21 protein-coding genes and 1 tRNA gene are annotated in these 17,732 nt (G+C 60.2%); 17 read left to right on the top strand and 5 right to left on the bottom strand.

Annotation, left to right across the window (positions count from 1 at the left end):
- Positions 1-91 precede the first annotated feature (91 nt).
- The 9 genes from ASG19_RS00720 to ASG19_RS00680 all read left to right on the top strand — a co-directional run bounded on the left by ASG19_RS00720 (position 92) and on the right by ASG19_RS00680 (position 9,791).
- The gene (locus ASG19_RS00720) at positions 92-1,420 is read left to right on the top strand and encodes a L,D-transpeptidase family protein (protein WP_062454734.1); all 1,329 of its coding nucleotides are present in this window, start codon (positions 92-94) and stop codon (positions 1,418-1,420) included.
- Positions 1,421-1,605: 185 nt separating this feature from the next.
- The gene (glyA, locus tag ASG19_RS00715) at positions 1,606-2,895 is read left to right on the top strand and encodes a serine hydroxymethyltransferase (RefSeq protein ID WP_062453282.1); all 1,290 of its coding nucleotides are present in this window, start codon (positions 1,606-1,608) and stop codon (positions 2,893-2,895) included.
- A gap of 9 nt (positions 2,896-2,904) precedes the next feature.
- Positions 2,905-3,384 carry a transcriptional regulator NrdR gene (gene nrdR, locus ASG19_RS00710; RefSeq protein WP_062453281.1) on the top strand — a complete coding sequence of 160 codons (480 nt, stop codon included), beginning with the start codon at positions 2,905-2,907 and terminating at the stop codon, positions 3,382-3,384.
- A 4-nt stretch (positions 3,385-3,388) separates the two neighbouring features.
- The gene (gene ribD / locus ASG19_RS00705; protein WP_062453280.1) at positions 3,389-4,468 is read left to right on the top strand and encodes a bifunctional diaminohydroxyphosphoribosylaminopyrimidine deaminase/5-amino-6-(5-phosphoribosylamino)uracil reductase RibD; all 1,080 of its coding nucleotides are present in this window, start codon (positions 3,389-3,391) and stop codon (positions 4,466-4,468) included.
- 9 nt (positions 4,469-4,477) lie between these two features.
- Positions 4,478-5,089, top strand: coding sequence for a riboflavin synthase (locus ASG19_RS00700; RefSeq protein ID WP_062453279.1), 612 nt, complete (start codon positions 4,478-4,480; stop codon positions 5,087-5,089).
- A gap of 203 nt (positions 5,090-5,292) precedes the next feature.
- Positions 5,293-5,751 (top strand): 6,7-dimethyl-8-ribityllumazine synthase, encoded by a 459-nt coding sequence (gene ribH, locus ASG19_RS00695; RefSeq protein WP_062453278.1) that lies wholly within the window; start codon positions 5,293-5,295, stop codon positions 5,749-5,751.
- A gap of 4 nt (positions 5,752-5,755) precedes the next feature.
- Positions 5,756-6,235, top strand: coding sequence for a transcription antitermination factor NusB (gene nusB / locus ASG19_RS00690; protein ID WP_062453277.1), 480 nt, complete (start codon positions 5,756-5,758; stop codon positions 6,233-6,235).
- Positions 6,236-6,255: 20 nt separating this feature from the next.
- Entirely contained in the window at positions 6,256-7,485 is a 1,230-nt protein-coding gene (locus ASG19_RS00685; protein ID WP_062453276.1) for an MFS transporter, read from the top strand.
- A 164-nt stretch (positions 7,486-7,649) separates the two neighbouring features.
- Positions 7,650-9,791, top strand: coding sequence for a sodium-translocating pyrophosphatase (locus ASG19_RS00680; protein ID WP_062453275.1), 2,142 nt, complete (start codon positions 7,650-7,652; stop codon positions 9,789-9,791).
- A 79-nt stretch (positions 9,792-9,870) separates the two neighbouring features.
- Here ASG19_RS00680 and ASG19_RS00675 read toward each other — a convergent pair whose 3' ends face one another.
- Positions 9,871-10,395: an outer membrane protein assembly factor BamE gene (locus ASG19_RS00675; RefSeq protein ID WP_062454732.1), complete on the bottom strand. Its 525-nt coding sequence runs from the start codon at positions 10,393-10,395 to the stop codon at positions 9,871-9,873.
- A 223-nt stretch (positions 10,396-10,618) separates the two neighbouring features.
- Between ASG19_RS00675 and ASG19_RS00670 the strand changes: the two genes are divergently transcribed.
- The 8 genes from ASG19_RS00670 to ASG19_RS00635 all read left to right on the top strand — a co-directional run bounded on the left by ASG19_RS00670 (position 10,619) and on the right by ASG19_RS00635 (position 15,947).
- Positions 10,619-11,170: a ubiquinol-cytochrome C chaperone family protein gene (locus ASG19_RS00670; protein ID WP_062453274.1), complete on the top strand. Its 552-nt coding sequence runs from the start codon at positions 10,619-10,621 to the stop codon at positions 11,168-11,170.
- Positions 11,167-11,745: a DUF177 domain-containing protein gene (locus tag ASG19_RS00665; RefSeq protein WP_062453273.1), complete on the top strand. Its 579-nt coding sequence runs from the start codon at positions 11,167-11,169 to the stop codon at positions 11,743-11,745. The genes ASG19_RS00670 and ASG19_RS00665 overlap by 4 nt, the downstream gene beginning before the upstream one ends.
- A gap of 148 nt (positions 11,746-11,893) precedes the next feature.
- Positions 11,894-12,940 carry a phosphate acyltransferase PlsX gene (gene plsX / locus ASG19_RS00660; protein ID WP_062453272.1) on the top strand — a complete coding sequence of 349 codons (1,047 nt, stop codon included), beginning with the start codon at positions 11,894-11,896 and terminating at the stop codon, positions 12,938-12,940.
- Positions 12,941-12,960: 20 nt separating this feature from the next.
- A complete protein-coding gene (locus tag ASG19_RS00655) occupies positions 12,961-13,932 on the top strand; it encodes a beta-ketoacyl-ACP synthase III (protein WP_062453271.1) in 972 nt (323 codons plus the stop codon).
- Positions 13,933-14,071: 139 nt separating this feature from the next.
- Positions 14,072-14,410: an integration host factor subunit alpha gene (locus ASG19_RS00650; RefSeq protein ID WP_062453270.1), complete on the top strand. Its 339-nt coding sequence runs from the start codon at positions 14,072-14,074 to the stop codon at positions 14,408-14,410.
- A 172-nt stretch (positions 14,411-14,582) separates the two neighbouring features.
- The gene (locus ASG19_RS00645) at positions 14,583-15,116 is read left to right on the top strand and encodes a MerR family transcriptional regulator (RefSeq protein WP_062453269.1); all 534 of its coding nucleotides are present in this window, start codon (positions 14,583-14,585) and stop codon (positions 15,114-15,116) included.
- A 106-nt stretch (positions 15,117-15,222) separates the two neighbouring features.
- On the top strand, positions 15,223-15,687 hold the full coding sequence (locus ASG19_RS00640; RefSeq protein ID WP_062453268.1) for a BA14K family protein: 465 nt from the start codon (positions 15,223-15,225) through the stop codon (positions 15,685-15,687).
- Between the two features lie 183 nt (positions 15,688-15,870).
- Positions 15,871-15,947, top strand: a tRNA-Pro gene (locus ASG19_RS00635).
- 457 nt (positions 15,948-16,404) lie between these two features.
- On the opposite strand, the gene ASG19_RS00630 is transcribed toward ASG19_RS00635, so the two are convergent.
- The 4 genes from ASG19_RS00630 to ASG19_RS00620 form a co-directional block, all read right to left on the bottom strand.
- The gene (locus ASG19_RS00630; protein WP_062453267.1) at positions 16,405-16,740 is read right to left on the bottom strand and encodes a hypothetical protein; all 336 of its coding nucleotides are present in this window, start codon (positions 16,738-16,740) and stop codon (positions 16,405-16,407) included.
- Between the two features lie 138 nt (positions 16,741-16,878).
- Positions 16,879-17,064, bottom strand: coding sequence for a hypothetical protein (locus tag ASG19_RS00625; protein WP_062453266.1), 186 nt, complete (start codon positions 17,062-17,064; stop codon positions 16,879-16,881).
- 104 nt (positions 17,065-17,168) lie between these two features.
- A complete protein-coding gene (locus tag ASG19_RS24155; protein WP_092661949.1) occupies positions 17,169-17,318 on the bottom strand; it encodes a hypothetical protein in 150 nt (49 codons plus the stop codon).
- 75 nt (positions 17,319-17,393) lie between these two features.
- Positions 17,394-17,687 (bottom strand): hypothetical protein, encoded by a 294-nt coding sequence (locus tag ASG19_RS00620; protein ID WP_062453265.1) that lies wholly within the window; start codon positions 17,685-17,687, stop codon positions 17,394-17,396.
- Positions 17,688-17,732 lie beyond the last annotated feature (45 nt).

The raw sequence follows: 17,732 nt of genomic DNA, 5'->3' as shown, positions 1-17,732 counted from the left end.
CAGCAGCCCAGCCGCGGAATTTTGCGCGTTTATTAACCATATCCCTGTAGCGCTTTTGTTTTGAAGCCTCTGGGACCAGATGGACAGGATGATGTCGAAAAAGATCGGATCGGAATTGCTTTCCCGCCGCGCCATGTTGCGTTCGGCCGTCTCCGTGGGTGCCGCCGTTCTGGCCGCGCCGGCTTTGGCGCAGTCGACGCTCGATGGCATCATGACCGCGCCTCGTCGTGGCAACTGGGATGACCAGTTCGATGCGCGTGGTTCGCGCTCGGCCGTCGGTGTCGTCTCCAACAATCCGATCCTTGGTTCCGAAGGCCCGGCAAACATCCAGCAGGCAATTGCCTTCTATCAGCAGATCGTTTCTGCAGGTGGCTGGCCAGATGTCAATTCGTCCGTGCGCCTGCAGCTCGGCGTCGTTGATCCGTCGGTGCAGAACCTGCGCCGTCGCCTTATGATCGCCGGTGATCTCGATCAGTCCGCAGGCATGTCCAGCTCGTTCGACAGCAATGTCGACGGTGCCGTCAAGCGCTTCCAGGCCCGTCACGGCCTGCCGGCAGATGGCGTGCTTGGCGAATTCAGCGTCAAAGCGATGAACGTTCCGGCCCAGACACGTCTGATGCAGCTCGAAACCAACCGGGTCCGTCTGCAGTCGATGTCCGGTGATCTCGGTTCGCGTTACGTCATGGTCAACATCCCGGCGGCCTATGTTGAAGCGGTCGAGAACGATCGCGTGGCGCTGCGCACCAATGCGGTCGTCGGCCGTATCGACCGCCCGACCCATGCGATCAATTCGAAGATCTACGAAGTCATCCTCAATCCTTACTGGACCGCACCGCGCTCGATTGTCGAAAAGGACATCGTGCCGTTGATGCGCAAGGACCCGACCTACCTGACGCGCAACAACATCCGTCTGATCGACGGTCGTGGCCAGGAAGTGTCGCCAGAAACCGTGGATTGGAATGCCCCCAAGGCGCCGAACTTCATGTTCCGCCAGGATCCGGGCAAGATCAACGCGATGTCCTCGACGAAGATCAACTTCCACAACCCGAACAACGAATACATGCACGACACGCCCCAGCAGGGCCTGTTCAACAAGCTGATGCGCTTTGAGTCCTCGGGCTGCATGCGTATCCAGAACGTGCGCGATCTCGTGACCTGGCTGCTGCGTGACACGCCCGGCTGGTCGCGTCAGGAAATCGAACGGGTTATCGCTGCTCGCCAGAACAACCCGATCAAGCTCAGCCAGGAAGTTCCGGTCTATATCGTCTATGTCACGGCATGGTCGGCAAAGGACCAGGTCGTCCAGTTCCGCGACGACATCTACCAGCGCGACGGCAACCAGGAACTGGCTCTGCAGACCACGACCGGCGTGGAGCGTGCCTCCGGTGCGATCACCGAACAGGATCTCCTGCCGCAATAAGCAGGACGTCGCTGACGAACGACCAATTCGATTGAAAGGCCGCATCGCCCAAAAGGGTGGTGCGGCCTTTTGCCGTTGTCTCGAAACGGAGTTGGACGCGCAAATGTCGCTCCGTGTATTGCCCTGATCGGAAGGGAAGGCTAAGACGCGTCACATCGCCTGCCACCCTTCGAGGAGCCTCGCACATGTCCAATACCGAAGCATTCTTCTCCCGCCCGCTGGCCGAATCCGATCCGGATATTTTCGGCGCGATCGAGAAGGAACTTGGCCGTCAGCGCCATGAGATCGAACTGATCGCCTCGGAAAACATCGTGTCGCGCGCCGTGCTCGAAGCCCAGGGCTCGATCATGACCAACAAGTATGCCGAAGGCTATCCGGGCAAGCGCTACTACGGCGGCTGCCAGTTCGTCGACATCGCCGAAGAACTTGCCATCGAACGCGCTAAGAAGCTGTTCGGCGTCAACTTCGCCAACGTCCAGCCCAATTCCGGTTCGCAGATGAACCAGGCCGTGTTCCTGGCGCTGCTGCAGCCGGGTGACACGTTCATGGGCCTCGATCTCAACTCGGGGGGGCACCTGACCCACGGCTCGCCGGTCAACATGTCCGGCAAGTGGTTCAACGTTGTGTCCTACGGCGTTCGTGAAGGCGACAACCTTCTCGATATGGATGCCGTGGCTGAGAAGGCCCGCACGACCAAGCCGAAGCTGATCATTGCCGGCGGCACGGCCTATTCCCGCACCTGGGACTGGAAGCGTTTCCGCGAGATCGCCGACGAAGTCGGCGCCTATCTCATGGTCGACATGGCGCATATCGCCGGTCTCGTTGCCGGCAACCAGCATCCGTCGCCGTTCCCGCACTGCCATGTCGCGACCACCACGACCCACAAGTCGCTCCGCGGACCGCGCGGCGGCATGATCCTCACCAATGACGAGGATCTGGCGAAGAAATTCAACTCGGCTGTCTTCCCTGGCCTGCAGGGCGGCCCGCTGATGCATGTCATTGCCGCAAAGGCGGTGGCCTTCGGCGAAGCGCTGCAGCCTGAATTCCAGGATTACGCGGCTCAGATCGTCAAGAACGCCAAGGCCCTGTCGGAAACGCTGGTGGCAGGCGGTCTCGACATCGTCTCCGGCGGCACCGACAACCACCTGATGCTGGTCGATCTGCGCAAGAAGAACGCGACCGGAAAGCGGGCCGAAGCAGCGCTTGGCCGCGGCTATATCACCTGCAACAAGAACGGCATTCCGTTCGATCCTGAAAAGCCATTCGTCACGTCCGGTATCCGTCTCGGCACGCCGGCCGGAACGACGCGCGGCTTCAAGGAAGCCGAGTTCACCGAAATCGGCAACCTGATCGTCGAACTGCTTGACGGCCTGAAGACGGCCAATTCGGACGAGGGCAATGCGGTGGTGGAAGCGGGTGTCCGCGAAAAGGTGATGACGCTCACCAATCGCTTCCCGATGTACCCGTACCTCTAAGGAAACACGATGCGCTGCCCCTATTGCGGTTCGGAGGATACCCAGGTCAAGGACTCGCGTCCGGCCGAGGATTTCACCTCTATAAGGCGGCGGCGCATTTGCCCTGACTGCGGCGGTCGCTTCACGACATTCGAGCGCGTGCAGTTGCGCGAGCTGCTGGTGTCGAAGAAGACCGGCCGCAAGGTACCGTTCGACCGCAACAAGCTGGTGCGGTCGTTCCAGATTGCGCTGCGCAAGCGGCCGGTCGATCCCGACCGCATCGAGCGCGCCGTCTCCGGCATCGTCCGGCGCCTCGAAAGCTCGGGCGAGAGCGAAATCTCCTCCGAAGAGATCGGCCTGCAGGTGCTCGAATCGCTGAAAAGCCTCGATGACGTTGCCTTCGTGCGCTACGCATCCGTCTATCGCGACTTCTCCCATGCGGAGGACTTCGAGAAAGTGATATCCGAGATCAACGCCAAGATTGCCCGCGATCCCGGGCTGGAGTCCTGACGCCATGTCGGAGGCCGACGACCAGAGGTTCATGGCCGCAGCGCTGAGGCTTTCGCGCTGGCATGAAGGCCAGACCATGACCAATCCATCGGTCGGCTGCGTGCTCGTCAGGGATGGTGCCATTGTTGGTGCAGCGGTTACGGCCCGCGATGGCCGACCACATGCGGAAGCCCGCGCGCTCGCCGTTGCCGGCGAGAAGGCGAGGGGGGCGACCGCCTATGTGACGCTGGAACCTTGCGCCCATCACGGCAAGACCCCGCCCTGCGCCAATGCGCTCGTGGCGGCCGGTGTTTCCCGCGTTGTCGTCAGCGTCGCCGATCCCGATCCGCGCGTCTCCGGTCAGGGATTGAAGATCCTGCACGATGCCGGCATCGCGACCGAGCTTGGCCTCATGGAAGATGACGGCAAGCGCGCGCTCGCCGGTTATCTCTCCCGCCAGATCCGTCACCGCCCTTTCGTCACGCTCAAGCTAGCCGTCTCGGCCGACGGCATGCTGGGACGCCGTGGCGAGGAAGTACTGATCACCGGGCCGCTCGCCCGTGCCCAGGTGCATGTCATGCGCGCCGAAAGCGATGCGATCCTGGTTGGTATGGGAACCGTCCGTTCCGACGATCCGCAACTGACGGTCCGGCTTCCCGAGATGAGCGACAGATCGCCCGTCCGCATTATTCTAGATCGCCGTCTCGAACTGCCGCTCGACAGCCTTCTGGTGAAGTCTGCCCGCGACGTGCCTGTGATCGTCGCCTGCGTGCCGGTCTCGCAAGAGGCCGAAAAGCGCGAGAAACTTCTGGCCGCAGGTGTCGATGTGATCGAGGCAGGCGATCTCGCAGCACTTCTCGACCAGTTGGCGACACGCGGAATTTCCCTTCTATTCGTCGAAGGCGGCGCAACGGTTGGCAAGGCCTTTCTGGATGCCGGCCTCGTCGATCGGATCGTGCTGTCGCAGGGGCCGACGATGGTGGGCGAGGGCGGTCTTGAATCGCCTCTGTCGCCATCCGATATGCCGGAGGGTTTCCAGCTGGTTCGTGAGGATACGTTCGGTCCCGACCGTTCCTACGATTTCCAGAAAATCGAGCAGTCATAGAGGTCGTCGATGTTTACCGGAATTGTCACCGATGTCGGAACCGTAGCGGCGACGACCCCGATGGACGAGGGCGTCAAGCTCCGCATCGCCACCAGCTACGATCCGAAGACGATCGCGATGGGCGCGTCGATCGCCCATGGCGGCGTTTGCCTGACCGTGACCAACTTGCCGGACGATGGCAGCAATGAGCGCTGGTTCGAGGTGGAAGCCTGGGAAGAAGCGCTGCGGCTGACGACGATCGCCGACTGGACATCCGGTACCCGCGTCAATCTGGAGCGGGCGCTGAAGATCGGCGACGAACTGGGCGGCCACATCGTCTCCGGCCATGTCGACGGCAAGGCGGAGATCCTGTCCGTGACCTCCGAAGGCGAAGCAGTCCGCATTCGCCTTCGGGCGCCGGAAAGTCTCGCCCGCTTCGTCGCGCCGAAGGGTTCGGTTGCGCTCGATGGCACATCGCTCACCGTCAACGCTGTCGATAACACCGATTTCGACGTGCTGCTGATCAGGCACACGCTGGGCGTCACCACATGGGGCGATCGCCAGGCCGGCGATTTCGTCAATTTCGAAGTCGATACGATGGCCCGCTACGCAGCAAGGCTGGCGCAGTTCCCGACGGGCTGAGGTCGATCCGACGACAAGCGGATACAGGCGCCAGCGGGCAAGCTGCGCTCCTCCTGTTCCGCCCCGATGACGTTGCACAATAGGTATTCGCGCCCTGCAACGCAACGTTCAGCGAAAACCACTTGCCATTCCCGGCCGGGCATGTTTTGACCGCCGACTATTCGGCTTGTCGCCCAACGCGCCGATGTAACCAAGGTGAAATCATGCCGCAAGAACACGCACCTCACATCCTGATCGTGGAAGCACGGTTTTATGACGACATGGCGGACGCGCTGCTCGATGGCGCAACGACCGCTCTCAAGGATGCGGGTGCGACCTACGACGTGGTGACGGTTCCCGGCGCGCTCGAAATTCCGCCGGCAATCGCGATGGCGCTCGATGCCGGCGATCAGGACGGCACGTCCTATGACGGCTTTGTCGCGCTCGGCATGGTCATCCGTGGCGAAACCTACCATTTCGACATCGTCTCGAACGAATCCTCGCGCGCGCTGATGGATCTTGCGGTCTCCGAATCGCTGGCGATCGGCAACGGCATCATGACCGTCGAGAACGACGAGCAAGCCTGGGTGCGTATCAAGCGGTCCGAGAAGGACAAGGGCGGCTTTGCGGCCCGTGCCTGCCTCACCATGATCGCACTGCGCGAAAAGCTGAATGGTGGTTGATAGAATGTCCAAAGAAGGCGAGCATCCGGTCAAGCCGGCAAATCAGCGTGGCGCGGCGCGTTTGGCAGCCGTTCAGGCCCTGTATCAGATGGATGTCGGCGGCACCGGCGTTCTCGAGGTCGTGGCCGAATATGAGGCCCATCGCCTCGGCCAGGAACTCGATGGCGATACCTATCTGAAGGCGGATGCCTCCTGGTTCCGCTCGATCGTCGCCGGCGTCGTACGCGATCAGGACAAGATCGACCCGCTGATCCGCTCGGCGCTGCAGGAAGACTGGCTGCTGTCGCGGATCGATTCCACCCTGCGCGCCATCCTGCGTGCCGGAACGTTCGAGATCGTCGAGCGCAAGGATGTCCCGGTGGCCGTCATCGTTACCGAGTATGTCGAGATTGCCCGCGCGTTCTTCGAGGAAGATGAGCCGAAGGTCGTCAATGCGGTTCTCGACCGCATTGCCAAGCAAATCCGCGGCGACGCGAAGAAGTAACATCCCGGAAAGAGCATCAGATGGACGAAGCGGTCGAGCGTCAAAGAATTGACTTGAGCACCGCCCGCCGCAGCGTGTTTCTGCTCGCAGGCACCCAGGCCATCCTGGGGTCTGCCACACCTCTCACCGTGTCGATCGGCGCTCTTGCCGGCTATCAGCTTCTCGGCGACGACAAGTCGCTTGCGACAGCGCCGATTACCGCGTTCAACCTCGGCACGGCCGTCGGTGCGGTGCTGATTGCCATCGCGTCCAAGTTCCTGGGCCGCAAGGCGGCCTTCATGTCGGGCGGCATGCTCGGCGCGATCGGCGGCGGGCTTGCGGCAATTGCGCTGTTTCGCGGTGATTTCTGGCTGTTTGCCTTCGCGCTGCTGCTGGTCGGGTCCTGCGCCGGTTTCACCCAGAAGATCCGCTTCGCCGCTGCCGATATTTCTCCCAAAGCCTATAAGCCGCGAGCCATCTCCTGGATCCTCGGGGCCGGTATCGTCTCGGCGATCGTCGGGCCTCAGCTCTCCATCGCCGCAAAGGATTGGCTGGCGCCGGTGACCTTTGCCGGTGCGTTCCTGATGCTGATCCCGCTTTGTCTTGCCGGTATCTGCATCATGGCCTTCCTGCGTCTGCCGACCAAGGCGGATGCGTCGCTCTCAACCCAGCAGCCGCCGGCACGGTCGCTGCGGGAAATCGTCGTGACGCAGCGGTTCATGACCGGCATGGTCTCCGGTATCTGCACCTACGCGCTGATGACCTTCGTGATGACTGGTGCGCCGCTCGCCATGGTGATCGGCTGCGGCTTTCCGACGGAACTGGCGGCGCTCGGCATCCAGTGGCATGTGCTCGCCATGTTCGGACCGAGCTTTTTCACCGGCATGCTGATCACCCGCTTCGGCGCGGAAAAAGTGGTCGCCGCTGGCCTCGTCACGCTGATGGGCTGCGCGATCGTTGCCCATATGGGCGTGGAATTGTGGAATTTCTGGCTGGCGCTGGTCCTGCTCGGGATAGGTTGGAATTTCGGTTTCATCGGCTCGACCACGATCGTCGCCTCCAGCTATCGCCCGCAGGAGGCCGACAAGGTGCAGGGGTTTCACGACATCGTCCTCTTCGGCACGGTGGCACTGTCCTCCTTCTCCTCGGGCAAGGTGTTCGTCACCTGGGGCTGGTCATTCATCAACCTGGTGATCTGGCCGGTCGCGATCTTTTGCCTTCTTCTCATTCTGGCGCTGATGCTGCGCAGGCCCGTCGCAAAAGCCAACTGACCCGGTTCTATTACCGTCGTAGCGCTTGACGGCGGTTGTTCCTCACCGCAATCTCACCCGTGCATGGCGACAAGCGCATTCCTTGGGAGGGGAGAGCCGTTGCCGGCGGATGCAGAATGCCGGGGCGGCATCGGCCGCAGCCGGTCAGGGAGAGGAAAATTCGCATGACTGTAATTCTAGGTGTGATCGTCTGCGGTCTGCTGTCGATCATTTATGCTGCATGGGCCACGCGTTCCGTACTTGCCGCCGATCAAGGCAATCAGCGGATGCAGGAGATCGCCGGTTATATCCGGGAAGGCGCACAGGCGTACCTGTCGCGCCAGTATATGACCATCGCCATCGTCGGGGTGCTGGTTGCGGGTCTCACATGGTTTCTTCTGTCTGGCACGGCAGCCATCGGCTTCATCATCGGCGCCGTTCTCTCGGGCGCTGCCGGCTTCATCGGCATGCACGTATCGGTGCGGGCAAATGTGCGCACGGCGCAGGCGGCATCCCATAGTCTGGCGGCAGGTCTCGACATTGCCTTCAAGTCTGGCGCCATCACCGGCATGCTTGTCGCGGGCCTCGCACTGCTCGGCGTGTCCATCTACTTTTTCATCCTGACAACCGTGCTTGGCCATGCGGTCGGTTCACGCGAAGTGATCGATGCCCTTGTGGCACTCGGCTTCGGCGCCTCGCTGATCTCGATCTTCGCGCGCCTCGGCGGCGGCATCTTCACCAAAGGCGCCGATGTCGGCGGCGATCTCGTCGGCAAGGTGGAAGCCGGTATTCCGGAAGACGATCCACGCAACCCGGCAACGATCGCCGACAATGTGGGCGACAATGTCGGCGATTGCGCCGGCATGGCGGCCGACCTGTTCGAAACCTACGCGGTCTCGGTCGTCGCGACCATGGTGCTCGCCGCAATCTTCTTTGCAGGCAGCGCCGTCATCGACCAGGCGATGCTCTATCCGCTGGCGATCTGCGGCACCTGCATCATCACCTCGATCGTCGGCACGTTCTTCGTCAAGCTCGGCACCAACGGCTCGATCATGGGCGCCCTCTACAAGGGCCTGATCGTGACGGGGCTGCTGTCCATTGTCGGACTTGCGATCGCGACCTCGATCACCATCGGCTGGGGAACGATCGGCACGGTTGCCGGCATGGACATCACCGGCGCCAGACTGTTTGCCTGTGGCCTTGTCGGGCTCGTGGTGACGGCACTGATCGTTGTCATCACCGAATACTATACCGGCACCAACAAGCGGCCGGTCAATTCCATCGCCCAGGCCTCCGTGACCGGCCATGGCACCAACGTCATCCAGGGACTGGCCGTCTCGCTGGAATCAACCGCGTTGCCGGCACTCGTCATCGTCGGTGGCATCATCTCCACCTATCAGCTCGCCGGACTGTTCGGCACAGGCATTGCCGTCACCGCCATGCTCGGCCTTGCCGGAATGATCGTGGCACTCGATGCCTTCGGCCCTGTCACCGACAATGCCGGCGGCATTGCCGAAATGGCGCATTTGCCGCCGGATGTTCGGAAAGCCACGGATGCTCTGGATGCCGTCGGCAATACGACCAAGGCCGTCACCAAGGGCTACGCGATCGGCTCAGCCGGTCTCGGCGCACTGGTGCTGTTTGCGGCCTACGCCAACGATCTCCAGTACTTCGTGGCAAACGCCGATAAATATCCGTACTTCCAGGGGGTAGGCCAGATCTCGTTCAGCCTGTCCAATCCGTATGTGGTGGCGGGCCTGCTGTTTGGCGGTCTCATCCCGTATCTGTTCGGCGGCATCGCCATGACGGCGGTCGGCAAGGCGGCAAGCTCGATTGTCGAGGAAGTTCGCCGGCAGTTCCGCGAAAAGCCCGGCATCATGCAGGGAACGGAAAAGCCCGACTATGGCCGCGCGGTCGATATCCTGACCAAGGCCGCGATTCGCGAAATGATCGTGCCGTCGCTGCTACCGGTGCTGGCACCGATCTTCGTCTATTTCGGTGTGCTTCTCGTCTCCGGCGGTGACAAGGCGTCCGCCTTTGCAGCGCTCGGTGCCTCGCTTCTCGGCGTCATCATCAACGGCCTGTTCGTCGCGATCTCGATGACCTCGGGCGGCGGCGCCTGGGACAATGCCAAGAAGAGCTTCGAGGACGGTTTCGTCGATAAGGACGGCACCCGCCACATGAAGGGATCCGATGCCCACAAGGCTTCGGTGACAGGCGATACGGTCGGCGATCCCTACAAGGATACGGCAGGCCCTGCCGTCAATCCGGCGATCAAGATCACCAACATCGTCGCCCTTCTGCTGCTGGCGGTTCTCGCCCACTAGAACCAGGTCTCACACAGACAAAAGAAAGCCCGCGGTACCATTGGTATCGCGGGCTTTTTGATATTCGGAAATGCGCTTGTTAGTTGCCCATGCTCTGCAGCATGTTGCGGATCTGGCCGGCACCGCCGCTTGCTGCTCCGGAACCACCCGACAGAAGCTGCTGCAGGAAGGTAAGGTCGCGGCCGCCGGTTGGCGTCGTGCGCGAGATCGTGTCGAACACCTTGCCGTCCTGAAGTGCGTAGTTGGCGCGCTGTGCGACCACGCCGTTCTTGTCGAAATAGATGGCAAGCACGCTCTGCTCGACGATCTGCGGCTTCATGAAGGCTGCCCGACGGTGGCGCTTCTGGGAAATGTAATAGAACACTTCCGTATCGAAGGTCGCGGTCGTCGACGGTGTACCCATGGTCAGGATCACCTGCTCGCGGCTTGAACCGACAGGGATCAGGTTCAGCGACTGCTGGTCAACGACATAGCCGTTGTACATCGTGTCGCCGATTTCCATGGATGTGCAGCCGGAAACTGCAATCGATGCAACGACAAGGGCCGCCGCCGTTTTGCTCAACGCTTTCATTTCGTATCCGAAAACCCGCTTCTTCAACGGTATCCCCCACATGTCGATGTGCCGGCGGAAGCCGGTTACTCTGCTGCTCATACCATTGTGGCTATTCCGGGGACAGCTGACTGCCGCTTCCGGATAGCCGAACCGAAGCCCGCCGATGGCGAATGCATTGCAATTCGTGCCTGCTTCGGTAAACCAGCTTTCGTTTGCATGCAACATCGCCAGCTTCGACCATGACGCAAACATGAAGGCAAATGCAGGAAACACGATGATATTCGGCCTGTTCAAAAAGAAAAACAGCAATCAGACCATCGTCAACCGGCAATACTACGCCCTGACGTCGGGAGCGCGCATCCCCGTCTTCTACGAGGATTTCGGCGTACCCGATACCGTGATGGGCCGGTTTGAAATGCTGTCCATCGTGATGATCCTGTTTTTTCGCCGGACGGCGAAGTCGGGGCCGAGCGGGCAGGAACTGGCGCAGGAGATCGTCGATGCCTTCTTTCAGGATATCGACCATTCGATTCGCGAGCTCGGAATCGGCGACCAGGGGGTTCCGAAGCGGATGAAGAAGCTCGCGGGCATGTTCTACGGTCGGCTAGAAACCTATGCCGCAGCTCTCGACAGCGGCGATGAAACCGCGCTTGCCGCAGCGCTGCACCGTAATATCCATCCTAAAGCCACCGATATACAAGACATGAGCGCACTTGCGCACTGGATGACAACCACCGAAACCGCTATGTCAGCGGTCTCGGAAGATACGATTTCCCGTGGGCTGCTGGTCGTGCCGGAGCCGGTCCGGGAAGGCGAGGAACAATGAAACGCGATCAAGAACCCAGCAAGGCCAGAGGCGGCAAGCCTCCGTTCTCCTATGCCGTGAAGGTTGGAAATATTTCCGCCAATCCGGTCACCGTTACTGTCGAAGCCGATGAAAACGAACGGAAGGACTTGGCCGTTCTCTGGGACGTCGTATCGGTCAATTCGTTGAAGGCGGAAATCTACATTGCCCGCTGGAAGAAGGACGGCGTGCGCCTCAAGGGCCACGTCAAGGCCGCTGTCACCCAGGCTTGCGTGGTGACGCTTGATCCTGTGTCGTCGACCATTTCAGAGGATTTCGATCAGGTCTTTGTGCCTGAGGGATCCAAGCTTGCGCGCGTCGTCACGGCCGAAAGCGCCGAGATGGTGGTCGATCCTGATGGTCCGGACCTGCCGGAAATGTTTGTCGGCGATACGATCGATGCGGGCGAGGTCGTTGCCGAGTTCGTGGCACTGGCGATAGACCCTTATCCGCGCAGGCCGGGCATCGATTTCAAGGACCATATCGAGAGCGACCCGAACGATCCGGCAACCAAACCCAATCCGTTTGCCGCGCTCAAGGATTGGAAAAAAGACTGAGACCGGTTGTAAGCAGAAACAAAACCTATATTTTGGCCACGATTTCGCCGGCAGGGCGGCGCATGAGCGTGCCCACTGAAGAAGCAAAAGTCGGCGCAGGCATTCGTTGCAGGCGCGTGCGGCCGGTTAAAACAAGGATCAGGGACGCGTGATCAGAATTTCGATTGACGCCATGGGTGGCGACTTTGGCCCCGAGGTTGTCATGGCGGGCGCCGCGAAGGCGCTCGAACGCCATCCCGACGTCAGTTTCCTCCTCTACGGACTGAAAGCCGAATGCGAGCCGTGGCTTGCGCGCTATCCGAAATTGCGCGAGCGGTCCGTGTTCCATGCGTGTGAACTGGCCGTTGCCATGGACGAGAAGCCGAGTGCGGCGCTACGCCGTGGTCGCTATGTCTCGACCATGTGGCGTTCCATCGAAGCCGTGAAGCTTGGCGAAGCTGATGTCGTTGTGTCCGCCGGCAATACCGGTGCGCTGATGGCAATGTCGAAATTCTGTCTTCGCACGTTGGCGAGTATCGAACGCCCCGCAATTGCAGGCATCTGGCCGACGCTGAAGGGCGAAAGCATCGTTCTCGATATCGGCGCGACGATTGGTGCCGACAGCCAGCAGCTGCTCGATTTCGCCCTGATGGGCGGCGCTATGGCGCGGGCCCTGTTTGAAGTCGATTGCCCGACCGTCGGCCTTCTCAATGTCGGTGTCGAAGAGGTCAAGGGTCAGGAAGAGGTGAAGGAAGCCGGTCGCCTGATCCGCGAAGCCAACCTTCCGCACCTCTCCTATCACGGTTTCGTCGAGGGCGACGATATCGGTCGGGGCACTGTCGACGTTGTGGTGACCGAAGGCTTTACCGGCAATATCGCTCTGAAGACCGCCGAGGGAACTGCGCGCCAGATCGCCACGCTTTTGCGCGAATCCATGTCGCGCACGCTGCTTGCCCGGATCGGCTACCTTCTCGCCAAGCCAGCATTCGATCGCTTGCGCGAGAAGATGGACCCGAACAAGGTCAATGGCGGCGTCTTTCTCGGCCTCAACGGTATTGTGATCAAGAGCCACGGTAGCGCCAACGCCGAAGGCATCGCAGCCGCGATCGCAGTCGGCTACGACATGGCGCGAAACGACCTCAACGCCAAAATTTCGCAGGATTTGAAGATTTATCATGCCAGACGCCTGCCGCCGGCCGGCCCTGAAGCCGCATGACGTTAGGATGTGATTTGACTATGATTCGATCAGTTGTTCGCGGTTACGGGGCAGCGCTCCCGAAACGGGTCGTCACCAATCGCGAGCTGGAGACGATGGTCGACACGTCGGACGAGTGGATCGTCCAGCGCACCGGCATCACCCAGCGCTACATCGCCGGCGACGACGAAACGACGGCATCGCTCGGTGAGAAGGCAGCGCGGGCAGCGCTCGATAATGCCGGCCTGACACCTGATGACATCGATCTGGTCCTTCTGGCGACTTCGACGCCGAACAACACCTTTCCCGCGACCGCCGTCGAGATCCAGAACCGGCTCGGCATGAAGCATGGCTACGCTTTCGACATGCAGGCGGTCTGCAGCGGCTTCGTTTACGCGATGACGACGGCAGACCTCCACCTGCGTGGCGGGCTTGCGAAGCGCGCGCTGGTGATCGGCGCCGAAACCTTTTCCCGCATTCTGGACTGGAACGACCGCACAACCTGCGTGCTGTTCGGCGATGGCGCCGGCGCCGTTGTGCTGGAGGCTCAGGAAGGCGAGGGCACGATTGCCGACCGCGGTATCCTGACGGCGCATCTGCGCTCGGACGGATCCCACAAGGACAAGCTCTACGTCGATGGCGGCCCATCGACGACCGGCACGGTCGGGCACCTGAAGATGGAAGGCCGTGAGGTCTTCAAGCATGCGGTGGCTATGATCACCGACGTGATCGAGGACGCATTCGAGGCGACCGGCACGACTGCCGAGGATATCGACTGGCTGGTACCGCACCAGGCCAACCGTCGTATCATTGATGGATCTGCCAAGAAGCTCAACATTCCCACCGAGAAAGTCGTCGTCACCGTCGACATTCACGGCAACACGTCGGCGGCATCGATCCCGCTTGCGCTTTCAGTCGCCTGTGCCGACGGTCGCATCAAGAAGGGCGATCTTGTGATGCTGGAAGCCATGGGTGGCGGCTTCACCTGGGGGGCCGTCCTGATCCGCTGGTGATGCCGGCTGAAAACCTGAGCCATATTATGAAATAATCAATGCCGAACAGATGCTTGGCCCGGGGGCGCTTGACCGTGGGGCACAACCAAAATACTGTTTGCGGGCTTTGATAATATCACATTAAATCAGGCGGGGGACCATGGCCGGCAAGACAGTCACACGCGCGGATCTGGCGGAATCGGTTTTTCGCAAGGTTGGCCTCTCTCGCACGGAATCGGCGGAACTCGTCGAAACGGTAATCGACGAAATCTGCAACGCCATCGTTCGCGGCGAAATGGTCAAGCTTTCGTCGTTTGCGACATTTCAGGTGCGCGCCAAGAACGAGCGCATCGGTCGCAATCCGAAGACAGGCGAGGAAGTACCGATCTCACCCCGCCGGGTGATGACCTTCAAGGCATCCAATGTTTTGAAGCAACGCATCCTCAAGGCGCACACATTGCGCAAGGTCAAGCAGAAGCCGGCAAGCCCTGCGAGCTGACACGCCCGTTTTGCACGCTGGCACCCCTGCCAAAACACCAATCTTGTGAACACACTTGAATCTTTCGGTGCAAGCCGTTGAGAAATGTGCGATTCGACGCATAATCCTCGTCCAGCCTTTCGTGCTGACCCCTTTCGCGCCGCACGGCCGTTCGATCCCTGGAGATTGACACTTGGACAAGAGCCCGGACGCATTCCGCACCATCAGCGAAGTCGCTGACGATCTCGACCTGCCGCAACACGTCCTGCGCTTCTGGGAAACGCGGTTTCCGCAGATCAAGCCGATGAAGCGGGGAGGCGGCCGTCGCTACTACCGCCCGGAGGACGTGGACCTGTTGAAGGGGATCCGTCACCTTCTCTACGACCACGGATACACGATCAAGGGCGTTCAGAAGCTCCTGAAGACGAATGGCAACAAGTTCGTCTCAGCAATCGCATCGGGTGATATCGCCACGATGGAAGCCATCATGGCGGCCAACAGCGAGAAGAATGCCGAGCCTAAAATTTCCACCCAGGAAGAAGATCAGGTCGTCGGGCGCCCGAAGGTAAAGCCGAGCGGCCGGTTCTTCGGTTTCGGCGGGGCCGGGGAGGACCAGTTGGAAGTGTCGGTTGGAAAATCGAGCGTCGGCAAGGAAGACCGTGCCCTGCTGCAGGAGGCACTGTTTGACCTTCTCGAATGCAAGCGTCTGCTGGACCAGGTTCGTTGATCCGATACCTGCTTACATGAACTCACTGTAAATTTACCGTTCACCTCTGGTTCAAACGCGAAGGTACAACATTTACCTACGAGGAAACACTAGAGGAGATGCAAACGTGAAAAAACTCGCAATCATTGTCGTCTCGGCCATGACGGCACTGACGAGCATGGTACCGGCACACGCCTTCCCTGTCGTCAACGCACCGAAGACCATCGAAGCGCCGCAGAGCGTTGATCAGGTCCAGCAGGTTCAGTGGCGGCATCGTGATCGTTGGGAAGGTCGTCGCTACTATCGTCACCACCGCGACTACCGCCGCGGCGACTATTATCGCGGTCGCCACTACCGTGGCCACAATTCAGGTGCGATCATCGGCGGTCTTGCTGCCGGCGCTCTGATTGGCGGTGCCATTGCATCCCAGCCGCGCTTCGCCGAACCGCGTTACGTGCAGCCACGTCGTTACGTGAACGCCAATAGCGCGCACGTCAACTGGTGCGCCAACCGCTACCGGTCCTACAGGGCTTATGACAATACGTTCCAGCCCTATAACGGCCCGCGCCAGCTGTGCTACTCGCCCTACTGATAGGGCAGTCGCCAAGGCGTCCTGATAGGCCGGCCCCAGACAATGGGGCCGGCTTTCTTGTTGAAGCAAGACCGTCGATCCGAGATCCATTGAAAGCCGATTTTTTCCTTGCGTGGTGAAGATCATGTCAGTATGGAATGCATGCTTCACGCGACGCCGGTCCGCCGGCTCGAAGCGATGTGGCGGAATGTAGCGCAGCCCGGTAGCGCACTTGACTGGGGGTCAAGGGGTCGTCGGTTCGAATCCGGCCATTCCGACCATTCTTCCTTCGGCGACAGGCTCCCCCAGAGCCGCTTTGACATGAGCTCGCCATGGGTGAACTCGTCTCTCGTCACACCAACCTGTTGCGACGTCACTCACCAGAACCTGTGAACGAATGATGGATCATCCCGAACCGCGTTCGACTTATCTGACTACAATTTGCATTTGGCTGGAACGTCAGTGTTCCCGACGCGTTGTCAGATAGGAAAACAAAGGAGAATGTGATGTTGAAGGGTGTTGTACTTTGGGCGATGGGCGTTCCGATCCTTGTAATCGTGCTGCTCTACGCATTCGTATTCTAAAGTTCTGGATCTCTGGCGGTAACGGCCAGCGCATTTCGATCTAAAAGGGTCAGCTCCGAGACACGAGCTGACCCTTTTTCATTTTTGCCGCTGTTGACGAGATATAGCTCGAGCAAAAAAAGGCCCCGAACTTGCGGGGCCTTTTCAGTCAGTCTCAGATTTCCGGGCAACCAGGGCGATTGGCGAAGGTGATCCGGTCGGGACCCCGACGGGTCATGCCCTGGACGGTGATGCTGCGGCGAGTGGCGCGGACGATCTCCGTCTGACGGAAGCCTTCGTCGCGAGCGGCGGCGCGTGCTTCGCCAGGGCTGCAGCCCATGCGGCGATCGCGTCTGTCGTAATCGCGATCCCTGTCGCGGATCACCGGGCGCACGCCGTCAGGTCCGATGCGCAGCTGTACGTCTTGGGCCAATGCCGGGGCAGTGGCCGCACCAAGGGTGCAGACGGACAAGGCCAAGGCCAAGCCTGCCTTTGCGAAAACATTGATCATTGTATCCTCCGTGTATGGAGCCGTGGCAGGGCCTGCGGCGCAAGATATTCACGGGGATGTAACTGATTTGTGAGTGGTAAAGTTCCGCCTGCGATCAATCAGCAAGTATAGGCGTAGCAGACGTGATAGTAGTTCGCGTTAGCGAAAACGCGCTGTCCGGCTCGCATTCATCAGAAGCTCCTGCTCGGAAGCAAACGACCCCAGGAGCTGCAGAAGACGGTTTTCCTCGTCCTTGTCGAGACGGTAACGGCGCGCAAAGTCAGTTACGCTCCACACCTTCTTCATTCCGGACTGCTGAAGATCGACGGGTGTAATATGCGACATTGTGCCCCCTCACAAATATTGGAGGATGGTATCCTCCAATATCTAGTGCATATAAAAACGACGTTAAATAGAGAAACTTCTTAAGCTCGGTTTGCGCGGAGAAACTACTTTTCCTCGACCTTGACGCCATCCTGGCCGATGCTGAATTCTACGCCCTTTGGCTTGGTTTCTTCGCGGTAGACATAGAACCCCAGACCGACGACCAGAACAACGAGAGCGCCGATGATGAAGTACAGATTATTGGAACGCGTCATGAATTTCCCCGACTATGCAATTCTGGCCGGGAAACGCCTATGAGCTCAATATGTTCCAGCGAGTTTCAGGTTTTTTCAATCGTCGTTTGCGGCGTTGAGATCTTCGGGGCGCATGCCCTCTTCCTGACCGTCGTGCTTCAGTCTCACACCCGGTCCCATTCCTGATCCGCCGTCGCCGGCTGCCAGGAATATAACGCCCCTTGTCTCGAAGAATGCCCTCAGTCTCTCGCTGATGGTTGGGTCGGGCAGGGCGTCATGGGCCTCCGCGTCGTCGAATTCGACGGCGGACAGGCCCGAAGCGGCGCAAAGCGCGTCTTTCGAGATGCCGGTGAGTGCGCGCGCTGCGCGAATTTGTGATGCGGTCAACATACGAGAAATCTGGCGCAAGGCGACCCAATGTCAAGGACTTGCGCT

It is taken from the genome of Rhizobium sp. Leaf306 (assembly GCF_001423425.1).
Lineage (GTDB): Bacteria > Pseudomonadota > Alphaproteobacteria > Rhizobiales > Rhizobiaceae > Neorhizobium > Neorhizobium soli.
The sequence above is the reverse complement of the archived record's forward strand: the minus strand, read 5'-3'. Positions and strand labels throughout refer to the sequence as shown.

Coding starts and splice junctions, on each gene's coding strand:
- ASG19_RS00720 (WP_062454734.1), top strand. CDS start 92: ATGTCGAAAAAGATCGGATCGGAATTGCTTTCCCGCCGCGCCATGTTG.
- glyA (WP_062453282.1), top strand. CDS start 1,606: ATGTCCAATACCGAAGCATTCTTCTCCCGCCCGCTGGCCGAATCCGAT.
- nrdR (WP_062453281.1), top strand. CDS start 2,905: ATGCGCTGCCCCTATTGCGGTTCGGAGGATACCCAGGTCAAGGACTCG.
- ribD (WP_062453280.1), top strand. CDS start 3,389: ATGTCGGAGGCCGACGACCAGAGGTTCATGGCCGCAGCGCTGAGGCTT.
- ASG19_RS00700 (WP_062453279.1), top strand. CDS start 4,478: ATGTTTACCGGAATTGTCACCGATGTCGGAACCGTAGCGGCGACGACC.
- ribH (WP_062453278.1), top strand. CDS start 5,293: ATGCCGCAAGAACACGCACCTCACATCCTGATCGTGGAAGCACGGTTT.
- nusB (WP_062453277.1), top strand. CDS start 5,756: ATGTCCAAAGAAGGCGAGCATCCGGTCAAGCCGGCAAATCAGCGTGGC.
- ASG19_RS00685 (WP_062453276.1), top strand. CDS start 6,256: ATGGACGAAGCGGTCGAGCGTCAAAGAATTGACTTGAGCACCGCCCGC.
- ASG19_RS00680 (WP_062453275.1), top strand. CDS start 7,650: ATGACTGTAATTCTAGGTGTGATCGTCTGCGGTCTGCTGTCGATCATT.
- ASG19_RS00670 (WP_062453274.1), top strand. CDS start 10,619: ATGATATTCGGCCTGTTCAAAAAGAAAAACAGCAATCAGACCATCGTC.
- ASG19_RS00665 (WP_062453273.1), top strand. CDS start 11,167: ATGAAACGCGATCAAGAACCCAGCAAGGCCAGAGGCGGCAAGCCTCCG.
- ASG19_RS00655 (WP_062453271.1), top strand. CDS start 12,961: ATGATTCGATCAGTTGTTCGCGGTTACGGGGCAGCGCTCCCGAAACGG.
- ASG19_RS00650 (WP_062453270.1), top strand. CDS start 14,072: ATGGCCGGCAAGACAGTCACACGCGCGGATCTGGCGGAATCGGTTTTT.
- ASG19_RS00630 (WP_062453267.1), bottom strand. CDS start 16,740: ATGATCAATGTTTTCGCAAAGGCAGGCTTGGCCTTGGCCTTGTCCGTC.
- ASG19_RS00625 (WP_062453266.1), bottom strand. CDS start 17,064: ATGTCGCATATTACACCCGTCGATCTTCAGCAGTCCGGAATGAAGAAG.
- ASG19_RS24155 (WP_092661949.1), bottom strand. CDS start 17,318: ATGACGCGTTCCAATAATCTGTACTTCATCATCGGCGCTCTCGTTGTT.
- ASG19_RS00620 (WP_062453265.1), bottom strand. CDS start 17,687: ATGTTGACCGCATCACAAATTCGCGCAGCGCGCGCACTCACCGGCATC.